Annotated in this window: 14 protein-coding genes; 9 read left to right on the top strand and 5 right to left on the bottom strand. The window is 60.3% G+C overall.

Annotated elements, in window-relative coordinates; genetic code table 11:
- Nucleotides 1–54 precede the first annotated feature (54 nt).
- On the top strand, nucleotides 55–378 hold the full coding sequence (locus V5E99_RS14335; RefSeq protein WP_499803001.1) for a hypothetical protein: 324 nt from the start codon (nucleotides 55–57) through the stop codon (nucleotides 376–378).
- 83 nt (nucleotides 379–461) lie between these two features.
- Nucleotides 462–1,211: a YkgJ family cysteine cluster protein gene (locus V5E99_RS14330; protein ID WP_499802999.1), complete on the top strand. Its 750-nt coding sequence runs from the start codon at nucleotides 462–464 to the stop codon at nucleotides 1,209–1,211.
- A 125-nt stretch (nucleotides 1,212–1,336) separates the two neighbouring features.
- Here V5E99_RS14330 and V5E99_RS14325 read toward each other — a convergent pair whose 3' ends face one another.
- From V5E99_RS14325 to V5E99_RS14315, 3 genes are all read right to left on the bottom strand, one after another.
- Complete coding sequence (locus tag V5E99_RS14325; RefSeq protein ID WP_499802998.1) at nucleotides 1,337–2,917, bottom strand: methyl-accepting chemotaxis protein; 1,581 nt, start codon at nucleotides 2,915–2,917, stop codon at nucleotides 1,337–1,339.
- A 117-nt stretch (nucleotides 2,918–3,034) separates the two neighbouring features.
- Nucleotides 3,035–3,493 carry a RidA family protein gene (locus V5E99_RS14320; protein WP_499802997.1) on the bottom strand — a complete coding sequence of 153 codons (459 nt, stop codon included), beginning with the start codon at nucleotides 3,491–3,493 and terminating at the stop codon, nucleotides 3,035–3,037.
- Nucleotides 3,494–3,630: 137 nt separating this feature from the next.
- Nucleotides 3,631–3,888: a hypothetical protein gene (locus V5E99_RS14315; protein WP_083375782.1), complete on the bottom strand. Its 258-nt coding sequence runs from the start codon at nucleotides 3,886–3,888 to the stop codon at nucleotides 3,631–3,633.
- A 384-nt stretch (nucleotides 3,889–4,272) separates the two neighbouring features.
- Between V5E99_RS14315 and V5E99_RS14310 the strand changes: the two genes are divergently transcribed.
- The 7 genes from V5E99_RS14310 to V5E99_RS14280 all read left to right on the top strand — a co-directional run bounded on the left by V5E99_RS14310 (nucleotide 4,273) and on the right by V5E99_RS14280 (nucleotide 14,257).
- A complete protein-coding gene (locus V5E99_RS14310; protein ID WP_499802996.1) occupies nucleotides 4,273–5,409 on the top strand; it encodes an efflux RND transporter periplasmic adaptor subunit in 1,137 nt (378 codons plus the stop codon).
- On the top strand, nucleotides 5,406–8,498 hold the full coding sequence (locus V5E99_RS14305) for a multidrug efflux RND transporter permease subunit (RefSeq protein WP_499802995.1): 3,093 nt from the start codon (nucleotides 5,406–5,408) through the stop codon (nucleotides 8,496–8,498). The genes V5E99_RS14310 and V5E99_RS14305 overlap by 4 nt, the downstream gene beginning before the upstream one ends.
- 9 nt (nucleotides 8,499–8,507) lie before the next feature.
- Entirely contained in the window at nucleotides 8,508–9,185 is a 678-nt protein-coding gene (locus V5E99_RS14300; RefSeq protein ID WP_054045531.1) for a heavy metal response regulator transcription factor, read from the top strand.
- The gene (locus tag V5E99_RS14295; RefSeq protein ID WP_499802994.1) at nucleotides 9,175–10,539 is read left to right on the top strand and encodes a heavy metal sensor histidine kinase; all 1,365 of its coding nucleotides are present in this window, start codon (nucleotides 9,175–9,177) and stop codon (nucleotides 10,537–10,539) included. Before V5E99_RS14300 ends, V5E99_RS14295 begins: the two co-directional genes overlap by 11 nt.
- Nucleotides 10,540–10,729: 190 nt before the next feature.
- Nucleotides 10,730–10,954, top strand: coding sequence for a hypothetical protein (locus V5E99_RS14290; RefSeq protein WP_499802993.1), 225 nt, complete (start codon nucleotides 10,730–10,732; stop codon nucleotides 10,952–10,954).
- A 193-nt stretch (nucleotides 10,955–11,147) separates the two neighbouring features.
- Entirely contained in the window at nucleotides 11,148–12,470 is a 1,323-nt protein-coding gene (locus tag V5E99_RS14285) for an OprD family porin (protein ID WP_499802992.1), read from the top strand.
- Between the two features lie 284 nt (nucleotides 12,471–12,754).
- The gene (locus V5E99_RS14280; protein ID WP_499802991.1) at nucleotides 12,755–14,257 is read left to right on the top strand and encodes a sensor domain-containing diguanylate cyclase; all 1,503 of its coding nucleotides are present in this window, start codon (nucleotides 12,755–12,757) and stop codon (nucleotides 14,255–14,257) included.
- A gap of 145 nt (nucleotides 14,258–14,402) precedes the next feature.
- Here V5E99_RS14280 and lpxC read toward each other — a convergent pair whose 3' ends face one another.
- Together lpxC and ftsZ are read right to left on the bottom strand one after the other, a co-directional pair.
- Complete coding sequence (gene lpxC, locus V5E99_RS14275) at nucleotides 14,403–15,314, bottom strand: UDP-3-O-acyl-N-acetylglucosamine deacetylase (protein WP_054045542.1); 912 nt, start codon at nucleotides 15,312–15,314, stop codon at nucleotides 14,403–14,405.
- A gap of 112 nt (nucleotides 15,315–15,426) precedes the next feature.
- On the bottom strand, nucleotides 15,427–16,620 hold the full coding sequence (gene ftsZ, locus V5E99_RS14270) for a cell division protein FtsZ (protein WP_033061342.1): 1,194 nt from the start codon (nucleotides 16,618–16,620) through the stop codon (nucleotides 15,427–15,429).
- Between the last annotated feature and the right edge of the window lie 58 nt (nucleotides 16,621–16,678).

Below are 16,678 nucleotides of genomic sequence, written 5' to 3'. Positions count from 1 at the left end.
CGAAACGCTTGAGGCATACTCCAACCCTGGCCAACACGCACAAGGATGCCCCTGATGAAACTCACCGCTCTGCTGCTCATCCTCACCGCACTCACCACCCAGGCCCACGCCTCCAGCCCCGACGCCTGGGCCGCCTACGACAAAGCCGTGCTTAGCAGTTGCACCAAGGCCAGCGGCCTGAAAAACGCCAAACCCGTCGGCACCGCCGCACAATTCGACGACCGGGTCGGCTACACCGCGCTCCTGCTCCAAGGCCAATACCCGCAAAAGCACATGAAGGGTCAGCAAGGCACTGAGTTGTGCCTGTACAACAAAGCGAGCAAAACCGCTTACGTGACCGAATGGGACTCCATCCGCCCCACCGCGAAAAAGCCGTGAGTGGCGCATAACTTGCTTCGAGTGCAGCCCTGGCGGTGGCTTTCTGTCGCCACTTCACACCCTTACCGGCGACCGATCGACCAATGAATACGACGTTTTCCTGCGTAGGCTGCGGCAAATGCTGCACCGATCATCACGTACCCCTGACCCTGACCGAAGCCCGCATGTGGGCCAACGATGGCGGCCAGGTGATCGTGCTGGTCGAAGGCTTTCTGGGCAATGGCCTGGGCCTGCCGCTGTTGCAGCGAGAACACGCCGAACGCCGCTCGGTGGTGGTTCGTAGTGGTGCCACTGAGGCTTACGTCGCCATCACCTTCGCGGCGTACAACGTCGGCCCCTGCCGGAATCTTGACGAAGACAACCTCTGCCGCATCTACCAGCGCCGGCCGCTGGTCTGTCGCATCTACCCGATGGAAATCAACCCACACATCCCACTGAACACGGCGGTGAAAGAATGCCCGCCCGAATCATGGGAGCAGGGCCCTAACCTGATCGTGGGCGGTGAGTTGGTGGATCAGGAGCTGGTGACGTTGATCCAACGCTCACGCCAGGCGGATCGCGATGAGGTGCAGACCAAGGATGCGATTTGCGGGTTGCTGGGGATTCGCACGACGGCGCTCAAGGGTGACGGGTTTACCGCTTACCTGCCGCAGATGAGCGCTTTTGCGTCGGTCATCGATCAGGTGGTGGCCCAACCTTCGGCAGCGCCGGGCAGTGAATGGTTGTTCCATGTGTCGGGGGAGGATATTGCCGGACAAGTGCTGGCGGCCGGGGCTGAGGTAGCGACTGAGACGCCGCTGAACTATGCGTTTATCTCGCTGCGGGCGGCTTGATCCGAGGGTTGTGTTGTCGGTGATGGCCTCTTCGCGAGCAAGCCCGCTCCCACATTGGAATGCATTTCCCTGTGGGAGCGGGCTTGCTCGCGAAGGCGGCCGATCAGCCACTACACATCCAGAACCTAACGCCGCTGCCCCCAGAACTCCTGGGCCAACAAGCGCAAATCCCCGGCCAGCCCCGCCACATCCGCTGAATTGACCTGACTCTTGCGCCCCTCATTCACCGTCAGTTCGCACGCGGTGCGAATGCTGGTGATGTTGCGGTTGATGTCTTCGCTGACGGTGCTCTGCTCTTCCACGGCGGCGGCGATTTGCAGGCTCATTTCAGTGATCTGGTTCACCCGCTGACTGATCCCGTCCAGCGCATCGGCAGCGCGACGGGCCTGACCGACGCTGCTCTCCACATGCTCACTGCTTTGCTGCATCACCAGCACCGCGTCCCGGGCGCCGTTTTGCAGGGTGCTGATCATCCGCTGAATCTCGTTGGTCGATTGCTGGGTCCGTTGCGCCAACCCGCGAACTTCGTCGGCCACCACCGCAAAACCGCGCCCGGCGTCCCCGACCCGCGCCGCTTCAATCGCCGCGTTCAGCGCCAGCAGGTTGGTTTGCTCGGCGATGCTGCGAATCACCTCCAGCACCCCGGAAATATCGTTGCTGTGGCCTTCCAATTGAAGGATCACCTCCGTCGCTCGCGCCAGCTCCTCGGCCAGGCGCAACACGGCGCTGCGGCTTTCGCCGACCAATTGATGCCCTTCGCGGGTTTCGCTGCCGGCCAGGTCCGCCGTGACCGAAGCTTGCTGCGCATGGCTGGCAACCTGCGCCACGCTGGCGGTCATCTGATGAATCGCCGCCGCCACTTGATCGGTTTCGGCCTGCTGGGCCAGGGTGCTGGTGTGGCTGCTTTGCAGGTGCTCGACCAGTTCCGCCGCATGCCCGGCCAATCGCTGCGAGGCATCACCAATGCGCCCCACCACCGCACCCACCTGGGCTTCGAGCATCTGCAAAGCGAACTCGATCTGACCAAATTGATCACGGCGACCGGTGTAGACACTCTGGCTGAGTGGATTATCGGCAATCTGCCGGGCGCGCTCAGTCAATGCCTTCAACGGTCGCAGCAACAGCCCGATGCCGAAGGCCATCAAACCGCTGCCCAGCACAAACGCCAGCACGCCGAAGATCGGTGGCGGCTGCAACAACACCTCGACACCCAGGACCCCGGCCAGTACCAGACTGCACAGCGCCGACACCCGCAACCCCAGCCCCACCACCGGCAAGCGCTGCAACCAGGTGCGTCGGCCACTGCGCAGTTGCGCGTAGGCTTTTTCCGCAGCCTCGACCTGCCGAGGACCGGGTTTGGTGCGAACCGACTGATACTCCACCGCCTGACCGTTTTGCGTCACCGGCGTGGCATAGGCGCTGACCCAGTAGTGGTCGCCATTCTGGCAACGGTTCTTCACCAGCCCCATCCACGAACGGCCACTTTTCAGGGTTTGCCACATATGGGCAAACGCTTGCGCCGGCATGTCCGGGTGGCGCAACAGATTGTGGGTCGAGCCCAACAAGGCTTCACGGGTGTAACCGCTGATCTTGATGAAGTCTTCGTTGGCGTAGGTGATCGCGCTGGTCAGATCGGTGGTCGAGAGGATGTTCACATCAGAAGCAAAGTCGACATTGCGACCCGTGACCGGGAGGTTGATCTTCATGGAAAGCGCGCTCGTTTTATTGAAAGAGTCGGCAGGGCTGCTGACTCTAAGCGCGCTGACACCACAAATACTGATCTGGCTCAGCTTCCAGGCATTTAGCCATCACTGCACCGTCGATCAGCGGGCAGCGACCGCCACGCACTCAACCTCGACCCGCGCGTTCAGCACCAAGGCCTTGGCAACGAAGGACGTGCGGGCCGGTAAACGGTCTGCCGGGAAGTAGCGCCGATACACCTCGTTCATTGCGCTGAAATCCTTGATGTCGGCCAGGATGACCGTGCACTTGGCCACATGGGCAAGCGATGAACCGCTGCGTTGCAACGCGCTGCGCAGGTTCTCCATAGTCTGGGTCATCTGCGGGCCGATGCCGCCCTTGACCAGTTCACCGTCAGGCCCCAGGCCGAGGACACCGGACAGATAAACCGTCTCGCCAACCTGCACCGCATCGGAAAATGGCAGGCCCTCGTCGTTGAGGACATAGTGGGCAGAACGCGGGCGCGGCTCGGCCACAGACGACACACAACCGGCCGTCAGGACGAACAGCGACAGTAAACAGAGGATTTTTAGCAGGGGCATTCGGTGGCCTACGTCGAAAATTCACGGGAGTGAATCTTCGACGAGTAACCACCGATTTTCCCAGAGGACGAATCGCTCATCCTTGTGGGAACGGTCTCTATGTCAGCGAGGTTTCTTTTCCGACAAGGAGCGGTCTATCAGCGCTTGCCCATCGAGCGACGCGTACCCGGTGGCGCAGCGCCTGGGGTCTTGGTGTGGCCGTTCTTGGCGCCGTTCTTGTACCACGGCTGGCTGGCGTTCTTGGCGGCGGCCAAGTCACCCGGTTTGAACGGAAACTTGAACGCCGGGATCGCGGCTTTGGTTTCGCTGTCTGCGCTGGAGTCGACGCTGTCTGGCAGGTCTGCCGGGTCGTCGCTCAAGGCGTCGGCGACCGGCGGTTGTGTCGGGGAAGTCATGAAAGCTCCGGGTGGTGCACAAAGAGTCGGGCCCGGTAAGTGGGCCGCGAAAGGCGCGAGTATAACTGGATGAGGCGCTGCAAGCTGCAAGCTTCAAGCGACAAGTCGTCGGCCAGGGGTTTTAGCGGTGACTGGACTGACGCCGTCGCGGGCAAGCCTCGCTCCTACAAGGGAATGCATTCCAATATAGGGGCGAGGCTTGCCCGCGAAGAACGATAACGCGGTCCATCATGTTAACTGCAATGCCAAACTGACAGCCCCGTCAGTTAGCAGTCACCTTCCTGACCGGGTAACAGGACTATAAGGAGAGGTATAAAATCCGACCCCGTTCCCGTCCCTCTAGCCCGGCGCCCCACTCGCATGCGAATTCAGAAAAAAACCGCCTTGATCGCAGCCCCTCTGATTGTCCTGGCAGCGCTGGGCCTGTGGTACGCCAACAAACCGGCCACCGCCAAACTCGCCACCCCGACAGCCATCCCGGTGCGGGTGGTCGCGGTCACCGAAAAGGACGTGCCGCGCTACGTCAGCGGCATCGGTTCGGTGCTGTCCTTGCACAGCGTGGTGGTGCGCCCGCAGATCGACGGCATTCTCACCAAGTTGCTGGTCAAGGAAGGTCAGTTGGTCAAGGCCGGCGACTTGCTGGCGACCATCGACGACCGCTCGATCCGCGCCAGCCTCGACCAGGCCCGCGCCCAATTGGGTGAAAGCCAGGCGCAGTTGCAAGTCGCACTGGTCAACCTCAAGCGCTACAAGTTGCTGAGCGTTGATGACGGCGTGTCCAAACAGACTTACGACCAGCAACAAGCCTTGGTCAACCAGCTCAAAGCCACCGCCCAAGGCAATCAAGCCTCCATCGACGCGGCGCAGGTGCAGCTTTCCTACACGCAGATTCGCTCCCCGGTCACCGGTCGCGTCGGTATTCGTACGGTGGATGAAGGCAACTTCCTGCGCATGGCCGACGCCCAAGGGCTGTTCACCGTGACCCAGATCGATCCGATTGCCGTGGAGTTTTCCCTGCCGCAGCAAATGCTGCCGACCCTGCAAGGCCTGATCAGTGACCCGCAACGCGCCCAGGTCAAGGCCTACATCGGCGCCGACACCGATGGTGAAACCGGCAACCTGCTGGGCGAAGGTCACCTGACCCTGATCGACAACCAGATCAGCGCCAACACCGGGACCATCCGCGCCAAGGCGGAATTCAACAACGCCAGCCAGAAACTCTGGCCCGGCCTGCTGGTGACGGTAAAAATTCAGACAGCGCTGGATAAAGATGCGCTGGTGGTACCACCGACGGTCGTACAGCGGGGCCTCGATCAACACTTTGTGTACCGGGTCAACGGCGACAAGGTCGAGACCGTCCAGGTGCAGATGGTGTATCAGGGCAGTGGTCAGGACATCATCACCGGCGTCAAACCCGGCGACGTGCTGGTCAGCGACGGCCAGTCGCGGCTCAAGCCTGGCTCGACGGTGCAGGTGCTGAGCGATCCGCCGCAAGTGGTGCAAGCGGAGCCTAAACAATGAGAGGCCCTTCCGCGTGGTGCATCGATCACCCGGTCGCCACCATCCTGCTGACCTTTGCCTTGGTGCTGCTCGGCGTGATTGCCTTCCCGCGCCTGCCGATTGCGCCGTTACCGGAAGCGGAATTCCCGACCATTCAGGTGTCCGCGCAACTGCCCGGCGCCAGCCCCGACACCATGGCCTCGTCGGTGGCCACGCCGCTGGAGGTGCAATTCAGCGCCATCCCCGGCATGACCCAGATGACGTCGAGCAGCGCACTGGGTTCCAGCCTGCTGACCCTGCAATTCACCCTCAATAAAAGCATCGACACCGCCGCCCAGGAAGTACAAGCCGCGATCAACACCGCAGCCGGCAAACTGCCCAAAGACATGCCGACCCTGCCGACCTGGAAGAAGGTCAACCCGGCCGACAGCCCGGTGCTGATCCTCAGCGTCAGCTCGACGCAAATGCCCGGCACCGAACTCAGCGACCTGGTGGAAACCCTGCTCTCGCGTCAGATCAGTCAGATCGACGGCGTAGGCCAAATCAACATCACGGGTCAGCAACGTCCGGCGATCCGCATCCAGGCCTCGGCGGACAAACTCGCAGCCATTGGCTTGACCCTGGCGGACATTCGCCTGGCGATCCAGCAGACCAGCCTCAACCTGGCCAAGGGTGCGCTGTACGGTGAGTCGAGCATTTCGACCCTGTCCACCAACGACCAGTTGTTCCACCCCGACGAATACAGCCAGCTCATCGTTTCCTATAAGGACGGTGCACCGGTTCACCTCAAAGATGTCGCCAAAGTCGTCAACGGTTCGGAAGATGCCTACGTCCAGGCCTGGGCCGGCGACCAACCCGGTGTGAACCTGGTGATCTCCCGGCAACCGGGGGCGAACATCGTCGAGACCGTGGATCGCATTCAAGCCGCATTACCGGGGCTTGAAGCGATGTTGCCGGCCTCGGTGCAGGTCAAAGTGTTGATCGATCGTACCCAAACCATTCGTGCCTCCCTGCACGAAGTGGAAATCACCCTGCTGATCGCGATCATGCTGGTGGTGGCGGTGATGGCGCTGTTCCTGCGCCAATGGTCGGCGACCATGATTGTGTCGGCGGTATTGGGTGTGTCGCTGACCGCCAGTTTCGCCCTGATGTACATCATGGGTTTCAGCCTGAACAACCTGACCCTTGTAGCGATCGTGGTGGCCGTGGGGTTTGTGGTGGACGATGCGATTGTGGTGGTGGAGAACATTCACCGGCACCTGGAGGCCGGCGACGGCATGCGCGAGGCGGCGATCAAAGGCGCCGGCGAGATCGGTTTTACCGTGGTCTCGATCAGTTTCTCGCTGGTGGCGGCGTTTATTCCGCTGCTGTTCATGGGCGGCGTGGTCGGGCGGCTGTTTAAGGAATTCGCCCTGACCGCGACCTCGACCATCATGATTTCCGTGGTGGTGTCCCTGACCCTCGCGCCGACCCTGGCCGCGCTGTTCATGCGCGCGCCAGTGCATCACGCCCACAGCAAACCGACCTTCGGCGAGCGCTTGTTGGCCGGTTACGAAAAACTGCTGCGCCGCGCCCTCGCCCACCAGAAATTGATGATCGGCGTGTTCTGCCTGTCCCTTGGGCTGGCCATCGGCGGTTACATCTTTATCCCTAAAGGCTTCTTCCCGATTCAGGACACCGGTTTCGTCCTCGGCACCACCGAAGCGGCGGCGGATATTTCCTACGGCGACATGGTGAAAAAACACCTGGCGATGGCCGAAATCGTCGCGGCGGACCCGGCGGTGCAGGCGTTTTCCCATTCGGTCGGCGTGTCGGGCAGCAACCAGACCATCGCCAACGGCCGGTTCTGGATTGCCCTGAAAAAACGCGGCGACCGTGATGTCACGGCCAGCCAGTTCATCGACCGGATTCGCCCGCAACTGATGAAAGTTCCCGGCATTGTGTTGTACCTGCGCGCCGGCCAGGACATCAACCTCAGCTCCGGCCCGAGCCGCGCCCAGTATCAATACGTGCTCAAAAGCAACGACGGTGCCGTCCTCAGCACCTGGACCCAACGCCTGACCGAAAAACTGCGCACGCTCCCGGCCTTCCGCGATATTTCCAACGACCTGCAACTGGGCGGCAGCATCACCCACATCAGCATCGACCGCAGCGCCGCCGCGCGTTTCGGCCTGACCGCCAGCGATGTCGATGAAGCGCTGTACGACGCCTTCGGCCAGCGGCAAATCAACGAATTCCAGACCCAGATCAACCAGTACAACGTGATTCTGGAACTCGACACCAAACAACGCGGCAAGGCTGAAAGCCTCAACTACTTCTACCTGCGTTCGCCGTTGAGTGGAGAGATGGTGCCGTTGTCGGCCCTGGCGAAATTCGATGCGCCGACCATTGGCCCCTTGTCGATTGCCCACGACGGCATGTTCCCGGCCGCCAACCTCTCGTTCAACCTGGCGCCTGGCGTGGCGTTGGGCGATGCGGTGATCCTGCTCAATCAGGCCAAAGCCGAAATCGGCATGCCGGCGGCGATCAGCGGCAACTTCCAGGGCGCGGCCCAGGCGTTCCAGAGTTCGCTGGCCAGTCAGCCATGGCTGATTCTGGCGGCGCTGGTGGCGGTGTACATCATTCTCGGCGTGCTTTATGAAAGCTTCGTGCATCCGCTGACCATCATTTCGACCCTGCCCTCTGCCGGGCTCGGTGCGGTGATCATGCTGTGGATCTGGGGCCAGGACTTTTCGATCATGGCGCTGATCGGGCTGGTGCTGCTGATCGGTATCGTCAAGAAAAACGGCATCCTGATGATCGACTTTGCCCTCGAAGCCCAGCGCAAGGGTGGCTTGCCGCCGGAAGAGGCGATTTTCCAGGCCTGTATCACGCGGTTCCGGCCGATCATCATGACCACCCTCGCCGCCCTGCTCGGTGCGTTGCCGCTGATGCTCGGCTACGGCACCGGCGCCGAACTGCGCCAGCCATTGGGGATTGCGGTGGTCGGCGGGCTGCTGGTGAGTCAGGCGCTGACGCTGTTTACCACGCCGGTCATATACTTGTGGCTTGAGCGACTTTTTCATAGACCCAAACCTGCGCCGATGCCGGCACTGGCGACCACAGACTGAGGCGGGGTCATGCGCGTTCTGATTATCGAAGATGAAGAAAAAACCGCGGATTACCTGCATCGCGGCCTGACGGAACAGGGTTACACCGTGGACCTGGCGCGGGACGGCGTCGAAGGCCTGCACCTGGCGCTGGAAAGCGACTACGCGGTGATCATCCTCGACGTGATGCTGCCGGGCCTCGACGGCTTCGGCGTGTTGCGGGCGTTGCGCGCGCGCAAGCAAACCCCGGTGATCATGCTCACCGCCCGCGAACGCGTGGAAGACCGCATCAAGGGCCTGCGCGATGGTGCCGACGATTACCTCGGCAAACCGTTTTCCTTCCTCGAACTGGTGGCGCGCCTGCAAGCGCTGACCCGGCGCAGTGGCGGCCATGAACCGGTGCAGGTCAGCATCGCCGACCTGTGGATCGACTTGATCAGCCGCAAGGCCACCCGCGCCGGCACGCGCCTGGACCTGACCGCCAAGGAGTTCTCACTGCTCAGTGTGCTCGCCCGCCGCCAGGGTGAAATCCTCTCGAAAACCGCGATTGCCGAGATGGTCTGGGACATCAATTTCGACAGCGACGCCAACGTCGTCGAAGTCGCGATCAAACGCCTGCGGGCCAAGCTCGACGGGCCGTTCGACGAGAAGTTGCTGCACACCATTCGCGGCATGGGTTATGTGCTGGAGAGCCGTGGTGTCCAGTAACTCGATTGCGCTGCGCCTGAGCGGGATGTTCACGCTGGTGGCGCTGCTGGTGTTTCTGTTGATCGGCTGGGCGTTGTACCAGCAGGTCGACAAGGGCCTGGGCCTGTTGCCCGAAGCCGAACTGGACGCGCGTTACAGCGTGCTCGAATCCACGGTCGGCCGTTACGGCACCCCCGAGCATTGGGTGAAGATCAACAACAAGCTCAAATTGCTGGGCGAAGAAGACAAGCGCATCCGTTTCTGGATCATCAGCGGCGATCCGCAGTACGAATACGGCAACATCACGCCGCAGATCCGCGCGTTCGCCGAAGGGCCGCTGGGCCGGCGCGACTTGCAGGTGCCGGACCATGCCTCGCCACTGAAAGTGCTGGTCAGCCAGTTCCCGGCCAAGGACCAGCGCCCGCCGCTGCGTTTCATGATCGGCATCGACACCGAGACCTTTCTACAAACTCAACACCATTTGCTGATCGCCCTGATCAGCCTGGCGATTGTCGGTGTATTGCTGGCTTCGGCCCTGGGTTATTGGGTGGCGCGGATCGGCCTCAAGCCGTTGATCAAGTTATCCCAGGAAGCCCAGCGTCTGGCGCCACCGTTGCGTTCCGGGCGGTTGCGCCTGTCGCCGTTGCCGCCGGAACTGGACCAGTTTGTCAGTTCGTTCAACTCGACCCTGGAACGGGTCGAACAGGCCTATTCGCGCCTGGAGTCGTTCAACGCCGATGTGGCCCATGAACTGCGCTCGCCACTGACCAACCTGATCGGCCAGACCCAGGTGGCGCTGACCCGTGGCCGTTCGGCGGAACATTATTTCGAGGTGCTGCAATCCAACCTCGAAGAGCTGGAACGGCTGCGCTCGATCATCAATGACATGCTGTTCCTGGCCAGCGCCGACCAGGGCAGCAAGGCGACCAAACTGACGTCCACCTCACTGGCCGATGAAGTGGCGACGACTTTGGAGTATCTGGATTTCATTCTGGAAGATGCGCAGGTGCAAGTGCAGGTCAGCGGTGATGCACAGGTCAGCATTGAGATCGCGCATCTGCGCCGGGCGCTGATCAACTTGCTGAGTAACGCGGTGCAACACACCGAGCCCGGGCAGGTGATTCAGGTACGAATCGAGGTGGCGGAGCATCAGGTCAGTATTGGGGTGGCCAACCCCGGATCGCCGATTGCCAGAGAGCATTTGCCACGCTTGTTCGAGCGCTTTTACCGGGTGGATGCGTCGCGCAGCAACAGCGGCAACAACCATGGCCTCGGTTTGGCGATTGTGAAAGCGATTGCGCTGATGCACGGCGGCGATGTGTTTGTGCGCAGTGACCATGGGATGAATACCTTCGGGATTCATCTTCCTGTCTGACGGGCCTCAAAAGATCGCAGCCTTCGGCAGCGCCTACCTTTGGAATGTGTTCCCCTCTAGGAGCTGCCGAAGGCTGCGATCTTTGCTTTATCCGCAACAGTCCTTTCTGAAATCCGCTCTGTTTCCCATCGCGCCAGCCCCTTAACCTTCGCGCACCAAACAGCACTTGCCAAGCAAGAAGGTTTTAAAGATGTCCAACACTATGGGTATTGCCAGCGCTTTCGTTTTGTCCGCTTTGTTCCTGTCCCCGGTCGCCATGGCTGAAGAATCGCCGTCCTTCGTCGCACAAAATGCGGCACGGGCCAAAGCCTTCGAACAGTCCCAGGCCGAGATGACCGCCAAAGCCCAGCAAGCTGCGCAAACCCCTCAAGCGTCGACTTCTGCGACCAAACCACAGGTTGAGAAAGACAGCTGATCCACCGTATCGCTCTGTTTCCCTCGACACTTTTCATCGGCTCTTCCCATGAAAAGTTGTCTTCAAAGCCGCTGCTATCAGCGGCTTTTTTTTGTTGTGCAGAAATCACCTCCCGCTTCGTCTCCCTAAACAAGAAGTAAAAAACGTCGATCCATGAACTGACGTTAATGACCCAAAAGGAGCTGTACCGCACGTGTCTTTTTCTCTGAAACTCAGCCCGTTGTTCATTGCAGTAGCTGCAACGATGGCAACCAACGCTCACGCCGCCGATGACGCTGCCAGTCATGAAGGTTTTGTCGAAGGGGCGAGCCTCAATCTCAACGCCCGCAATTACTACATGAACCGCAACCGGCACCAGCACACCGATGACAACATCGAATGGGGCCAGGGCTTTCTCGGCAAGTTTGAATCCGGTTTCACCGAAGGCACCGTGGGTTTCGGCCTTGATGCCCACGCCATGCTCGGGCTGAAACTCGATGGCGGTGGCGGCACTGATAACTCGAGCATCCTGCCGGTGAGCGATGGCAACGGCAAAGCGCCGGGCTCGTTCTCCACCGGCGGCGGCACGCTGAAAATGCGCGCCTTCGATACCGAGTTGAAGGCCGGTGACCTGTTTCTCACCAACCCGGTGATCGCCGGGGGGGACAGCCGCATGCTGCCGCAGACCTTTCGGGGCGTCAGCCTGACCAATCACAGCTTCGATGGCTGGTTGATTGAAGGTGGCCAAGCCAGTTTTACCAAGCCTTACAACCAGAGCGGCCACACCCGGATCGGCACGTCCTACGGCAGCCTGGCCGACGGTGACGAGAGCCGGCACCTGAACTGGGCCGGCGTGGCCTGGAGCGGTTTGCCGGGGCTGACCAGCAGCCTGTACGCCGCCGAGCTCAAGGACATCTGGAACCAGTACTACTACGATCTGGATTACACCTATCAGCTCAACGACCTGATCAGCCTCAACCCGGGTCTGCACTTTTATCACACGCAAGACACCGGCGATGCGCTGCTGGGCACCATCGACAACAACACCTACAGCCTGCATTTCACCGTCGGCGTGGGCAATCACAGCGTCACCGCCGCGTATCAGCGGGTCAACGGCAACACGCCGTTCGACTACATCAGCCAGGGCGACAGCATCTACCTGGACAACTCCCAGCAATACTCGGACTTCAACGGTCCGAACGAGCGCTCGTGGAAACTCAAGTACGCCTACGATTTCGTCGGCCTCGGCTTGCCCGGCCTGACCTCGGCGCTGTCCTATTCCCGGGGCGAGACCGACCTGACCAAGGTTGATCCGGACAGCAAAGGCTACGCCTCGTGGTACAGCGCCGACGGCAAACACGCCAAGCACTGGGAGCGCGACATTGATCTGAAATACGTGGTCCAGGGCGGTACGGCCAAGGATCTGGCGGTACGCCTGCAATGGGCGACCAACCGTGGCGGCAACGGCTACGGCGCGCTGGATCAGGACACCGATGAATACCGCGTGATCGTTGATTACCCGATTAACGTTTTCTAACGTTTGCTAAATACCACGCGGCCCACTCGTCTGGCTTAATGGCGCAGACCTGTGGAAGCGGGCTTGCTCGCGAAAGCGGTGTGTCAGTTAAATTAATCTCGACTGACACTCAGCTTTCGCGAGCAAGCCCACTCCCACAAGGTGTGCGTCCCGGCTCGCCGCTTATGCATTTCCTCAGTAACATCCAAATCTCCATGAATGGCTGCTGCGATAAACGCGCGTCCTTCGGGAAACGACGTTTATGGAACTACGCTTATAACGTCCCTTCAGCAGACATCAGAACCATGACAGCGAGCCGTACCCCCTACCTACCAGGCCGGACTGGTCGCCCTGAGCTGCTGCTGATTCTGGGCAGTTGCCTGACCGTCATCGCGATTCTCAGCATCGTCATGTTTCTGCTGATCCGCGAACACGCCAACGCGCAGCAGGCCGCGACCCGCAGCGCGACCACCATCGCCCAACTGATCGATGCCGATGTACTGCGCACCGTCGAGCTCTATGACTTGACCCTGCAAGGGCTGATTGCCGCCTCGCAGCGCGATGACCTGAAACAGATGCCGCCGCAGGTCCGCCACCTGGTGCTGTTCGATCGCTCCACCACCGCCCGCTTCAAGGGCGACATCCTGTTGCTGGACAAGCACGGGGAGGTGCTGGCCGACTCGTCGCTGATCGAGCCCAAACCGGGCAACTTCGCCGACCGCGACTACTTCACCGCCCATGTCTTCAACCGCGACACCGGGATGTTCATCAGCCGACCGTTCAAGCCCCGTTGCGACTGCGACGACAACGACCAGTGGCGGATCAGTTTCAGCCGACGCATTTCCTCGCCCACCGGGGAATTCATGGGCGTGGCGGTGGCCTCGATGCGCTTGGCGTACTTCGACGAGTTGTTCAACAGCCTGAACATTGGCAATGACAGCACCCTGAACATCATCAACAACGACGGCATCCTGTTGGCGCAGAAGCCTTACCTGCAAAGCGATTCCATCGGTAAAAGCTTCGCCAGCCGGCCGAATGTGGTGCGCATCCTGCGTGAAGGCAGTGGCAGCTTTAACAGCGTGTCGAGCATTGACCACAAAAAACGCCTGTACACCTTTTCCCGGGTCGGCAATCTGCCACTGACGGTGATTGTGGCGCTCTCCAGCGACGAAGTGTTCGCCAGTTGGGAACGCCAGGCGCTCGTCATCAGTGGCGCCACCGGCGTGCTGTGCATCGGTCTGCTGTGGCTGGCCTGGCTGCTCAGTCGCGAATTGCGCCTGCGCCACAACGCCGAACGCGAACTCGCGCAACTGGCGGCCACCGATGCCTTGACCGGCGTGGCCAACCGTCGAACCCTGGATCAGGTGCTGCGCCACGAATGGTTTCGCGCGCAACGCTCCGGCCAGCCGTTGTCGGTGTTGATGATCGATGCCGACCACTTCAAGGCATTCAATGACCGGCATGGCCATCAGGGTGGCGACGATGCGCTGCGGGCGCTGGCCAAGGTGATCAGCGCCAATGTGCGACGGCCCGGAGACCTGGTCGCCCGGTACGGCGGAGAGGAGTTTTCGGTGGTCTTGTCGGAAACCGACAGCGCAGGGGCGCAACAAATTGCTGAAGCCATCCGCGTAGCCGTGGAGCAACTGCCGTTGGTGGCGGGAGCCGAGCTGCCGATTACTGTCAGTATTGGTATTGGCACTTGGACCAGTACGAGCGAGATCAGCCTCGAGCAATTGTTGTTTGCGGCGGACAAAGCGTTGTATCAGGCCAAGGAAGGTGGGCGGAACCGGGTGGTTAGCGCGGGTTAAAAGCGAAGATCAAAAGATCGCAGCCTTCGGCAGCTCCTACGCGCCTGTGGGCGCTGCCGAAGGCTGCGATCTTTTGATCTTTCAATTTATCGGCATAAAAAAAGGCCACCCGAAGGCAGCCTTTAAAAACTAGAGAGGTTTTTACTTACACGGCCGCAACAGGACGCATGTAAGAGATCGGTGCAGTGCTGGCGTCTTCGAAAGTCACGACTTCCCAAGCATCTGTCTGCTCAATCAACTTGCGCAGCAGCTGGTTGTTCAATGCATGTCCGGACTTGAAGCCCTTGAACTCACCAATCAGGCTATTGCCCAGCAGGTAGAGGTCACCAATTGCATCGAGGATCTTGTGCTTCACGAATTCGTCTTCATAGCGAAGACCGTCTTCGTTCAGTACACCATCCGCGTCGACCACAATAGCGTTTTCAACGCTGCCGCCGAGTGCGAGGTTGTGCTTGCGCAGGTACTCGATGTCACTCATGAAACCAAAGGTACGGGCGCGGCTGACTTCTTTTACGAACGAAGTGCTGGAAAAATCCACGCTTGCACTTTGTGTACGGTTACGGAAAACCGGGTGATCGAAATCGATCTCGAAGCTCACTTTGAAACCTTCGAAAGGGACGAAAGTGGCGCGCTTGTCGCCGTCTTCCACTGTCACTTCCCGCAGGATACGGATGAACTTCTTGGCGGCGTCCTGCTCTTCCAGGCCGGCCGATTGAATCAGGAATACGAAAGGTCCAGCGCTACCATCCATGATCGGAACTTCGGACGCGGAGAGCTCGACGTAGGCGTTATCGATGCCCAGGCCAGCCATGGCCGAGAGCAAGTGCTCCACCGTGTCCACTTTGACGTCACCGTTGACCAGCGTGGTCGACATCGTGGTTTCGCCAACGTTTTCCGCGCGAGCGGGAATCTGCACCACAGGGTCCAGATCGGCACGAACAAACACGATGCCGGTGTCGATAGGTGCAGGCTTGAGGGTCAGGTATACCTTCTCCCCGGAGTGCAGGCCTACACCTGTGGCACGGATAATATTTTTCAGTGTGCGTTGTTTAATCATGGCTTGGACCGCTTCAGCGCAAATTGCGAACTGGTATCAACAAAGGCTGGCGATAATAGCAGACCAGACCTTTGCTGAACACCAATCACCTTCATAGCCCTGATACATTCCATCAATCAGCCTGACGACGCAGGAATGCCGGGATGTCCAGGTAGTCCAGATCGTCTTGCGGATTCATCTTCGCGGCAGTCGCAGCACCGGCCTGAGCCTGGTTGCGCATGACGGTCGGACGGTCCAGGTCACGGTAGTTAACAGCAGGCGCTTCCTGACGCGAAGGCGCTTGTTGCTGCGGCTGCGAGGCCACGGATGTGTGCATGGTGTTGTCGATCACCTTAACAGGCTTCTCGATTTTCGCGCCCAGACCGGTGGCAACCACGGTCACGTGCAGCTCGTCGCGCATGTCCGGATCGATAACGGTGCCGACCTTGACCATCGCGTGCTCGGAAGCGAAGGCTTCGATGATGCTACCCACGTCGGAGTACTCACCCAGGGACAGGTCAGGACCGGCGGTGATGTTCACCAGGATGCCGCGTGCACCTTGCAGGTTCACGTCTTCGAGCAACGGGTTGCGAATGGCCGCTTCGGTGGCTTCGCGTGCACGGTTCGGACCGCTGGCGCAGCCAGTGCCCATCATCGCCATGCCCATTTCGCTCATCACGGTACGCACGTCGGCAAAGTCGACGTTGATCATGCCCGGACGCTTGATGATGTCGGAGATACCGCGAACGGCACCGGCCAGTACATCGTCAGCCTTGGCGAAAGCCGACAGCAGGCTCGCGTCTTTACCCAGGATGGTCAGCAGCTTCTCGTTGGGAATGGTGATCAACGAGTCAACGCTTTCAGACAGCAGACGGATGCCTTCGTCGGCGATCTGCATGCGCTTGCGGCCTTCGAACGGGAACGGACGAGTCACCACCGCAACGGTGAGAATCCCCATTTCCTTGGCCACTTCGGCAATGATTGGCGCCGCACCGGTACCGGTACCGCCGCCCATGCCAGTGGTGATGAACACCATGTTGGTGCCCTGCAGGACTTCGGCAATGCGCTCACGGTCTTCGAGAGCGGCCTGACGACCTACTTCAGGGTTGGCGCCGGCGCCCAGACCTTTGGTCACGCCGGTACCGAGTTGCAGGATGGTCCGCGCGCCGATGGATTTCAGCGCCTGGGCATCAGTGTTGGCGCAGATGAATTCAACGCCTTCAATGTTGCTCTTGACCATGTGGTTGACAGCGTTGCCGCCGCCTCCGCCAACACCGATAACTTTAATAACCGGGCTTGCGGGGATGTTGTCTACGAGTTCGAACATTTTCCCTCTCCTTACATTCTCTAGTTTTTTCGCCTACTGCGTTTGTTGCGGTGTTGCG

The organism is Janthinobacterium sp. LPB2021202312-11-4, assembly GCF_037049705.1.
Taxonomy (GTDB): Bacteria; Pseudomonadota; Gammaproteobacteria; order Pseudomonadales; family Pseudomonadaceae; genus Aquipseudomonas.
Note: the sequence above shows the minus strand (reverse complement) of the source record. Positions and strands in the feature narration are given on the sequence as shown.

Coding starts and splice junctions, on each gene's coding strand:
- V5E99_RS14335 (WP_499803001.1), top strand. CDS start 55: ATGAAACTCACCGCTCTGCTGCTCATCCTCACCGCACTCACCACCCAG.
- V5E99_RS14330 (WP_499802999.1), top strand. CDS start 462: ATGAATACGACGTTTTCCTGCGTAGGCTGCGGCAAATGCTGCACCGAT.
- V5E99_RS14325 (WP_499802998.1), bottom strand. CDS start 2,917: ATGAAGATCAACCTCCCGGTCACGGGTCGCAATGTCGACTTTGCTTCT.
- V5E99_RS14320 (WP_499802997.1), bottom strand. CDS start 3,493: ATGCCCCTGCTAAAAATCCTCTGTTTACTGTCGCTGTTCGTCCTGACG.
- V5E99_RS14315 (WP_083375782.1), bottom strand. CDS start 3,888: ATGACTTCCCCGACACAACCGCCGGTCGCCGACGCCTTGAGCGACGAC.
- V5E99_RS14305 (WP_499802995.1), top strand. CDS start 5,406: ATGAGAGGCCCTTCCGCGTGGTGCATCGATCACCCGGTCGCCACCATC.
- V5E99_RS14300 (WP_054045531.1), top strand. CDS start 8,508: ATGCGCGTTCTGATTATCGAAGATGAAGAAAAAACCGCGGATTACCTG.
- V5E99_RS14290 (WP_499802993.1), top strand. CDS start 10,730: ATGTCCAACACTATGGGTATTGCCAGCGCTTTCGTTTTGTCCGCTTTG.
- V5E99_RS14280 (WP_499802991.1), top strand. CDS start 12,755: ATGACAGCGAGCCGTACCCCCTACCTACCAGGCCGGACTGGTCGCCCT.
- lpxC (WP_054045542.1), bottom strand. CDS start 15,314: ATGATTAAACAACGCACACTGAAAAATATTATCCGTGCCACAGGTGTA.
- ftsZ (WP_033061342.1), bottom strand. CDS start 16,620: ATGTTCGAACTCGTAGACAACATCCCCGCAAGCCCGGTTATTAAAGTT.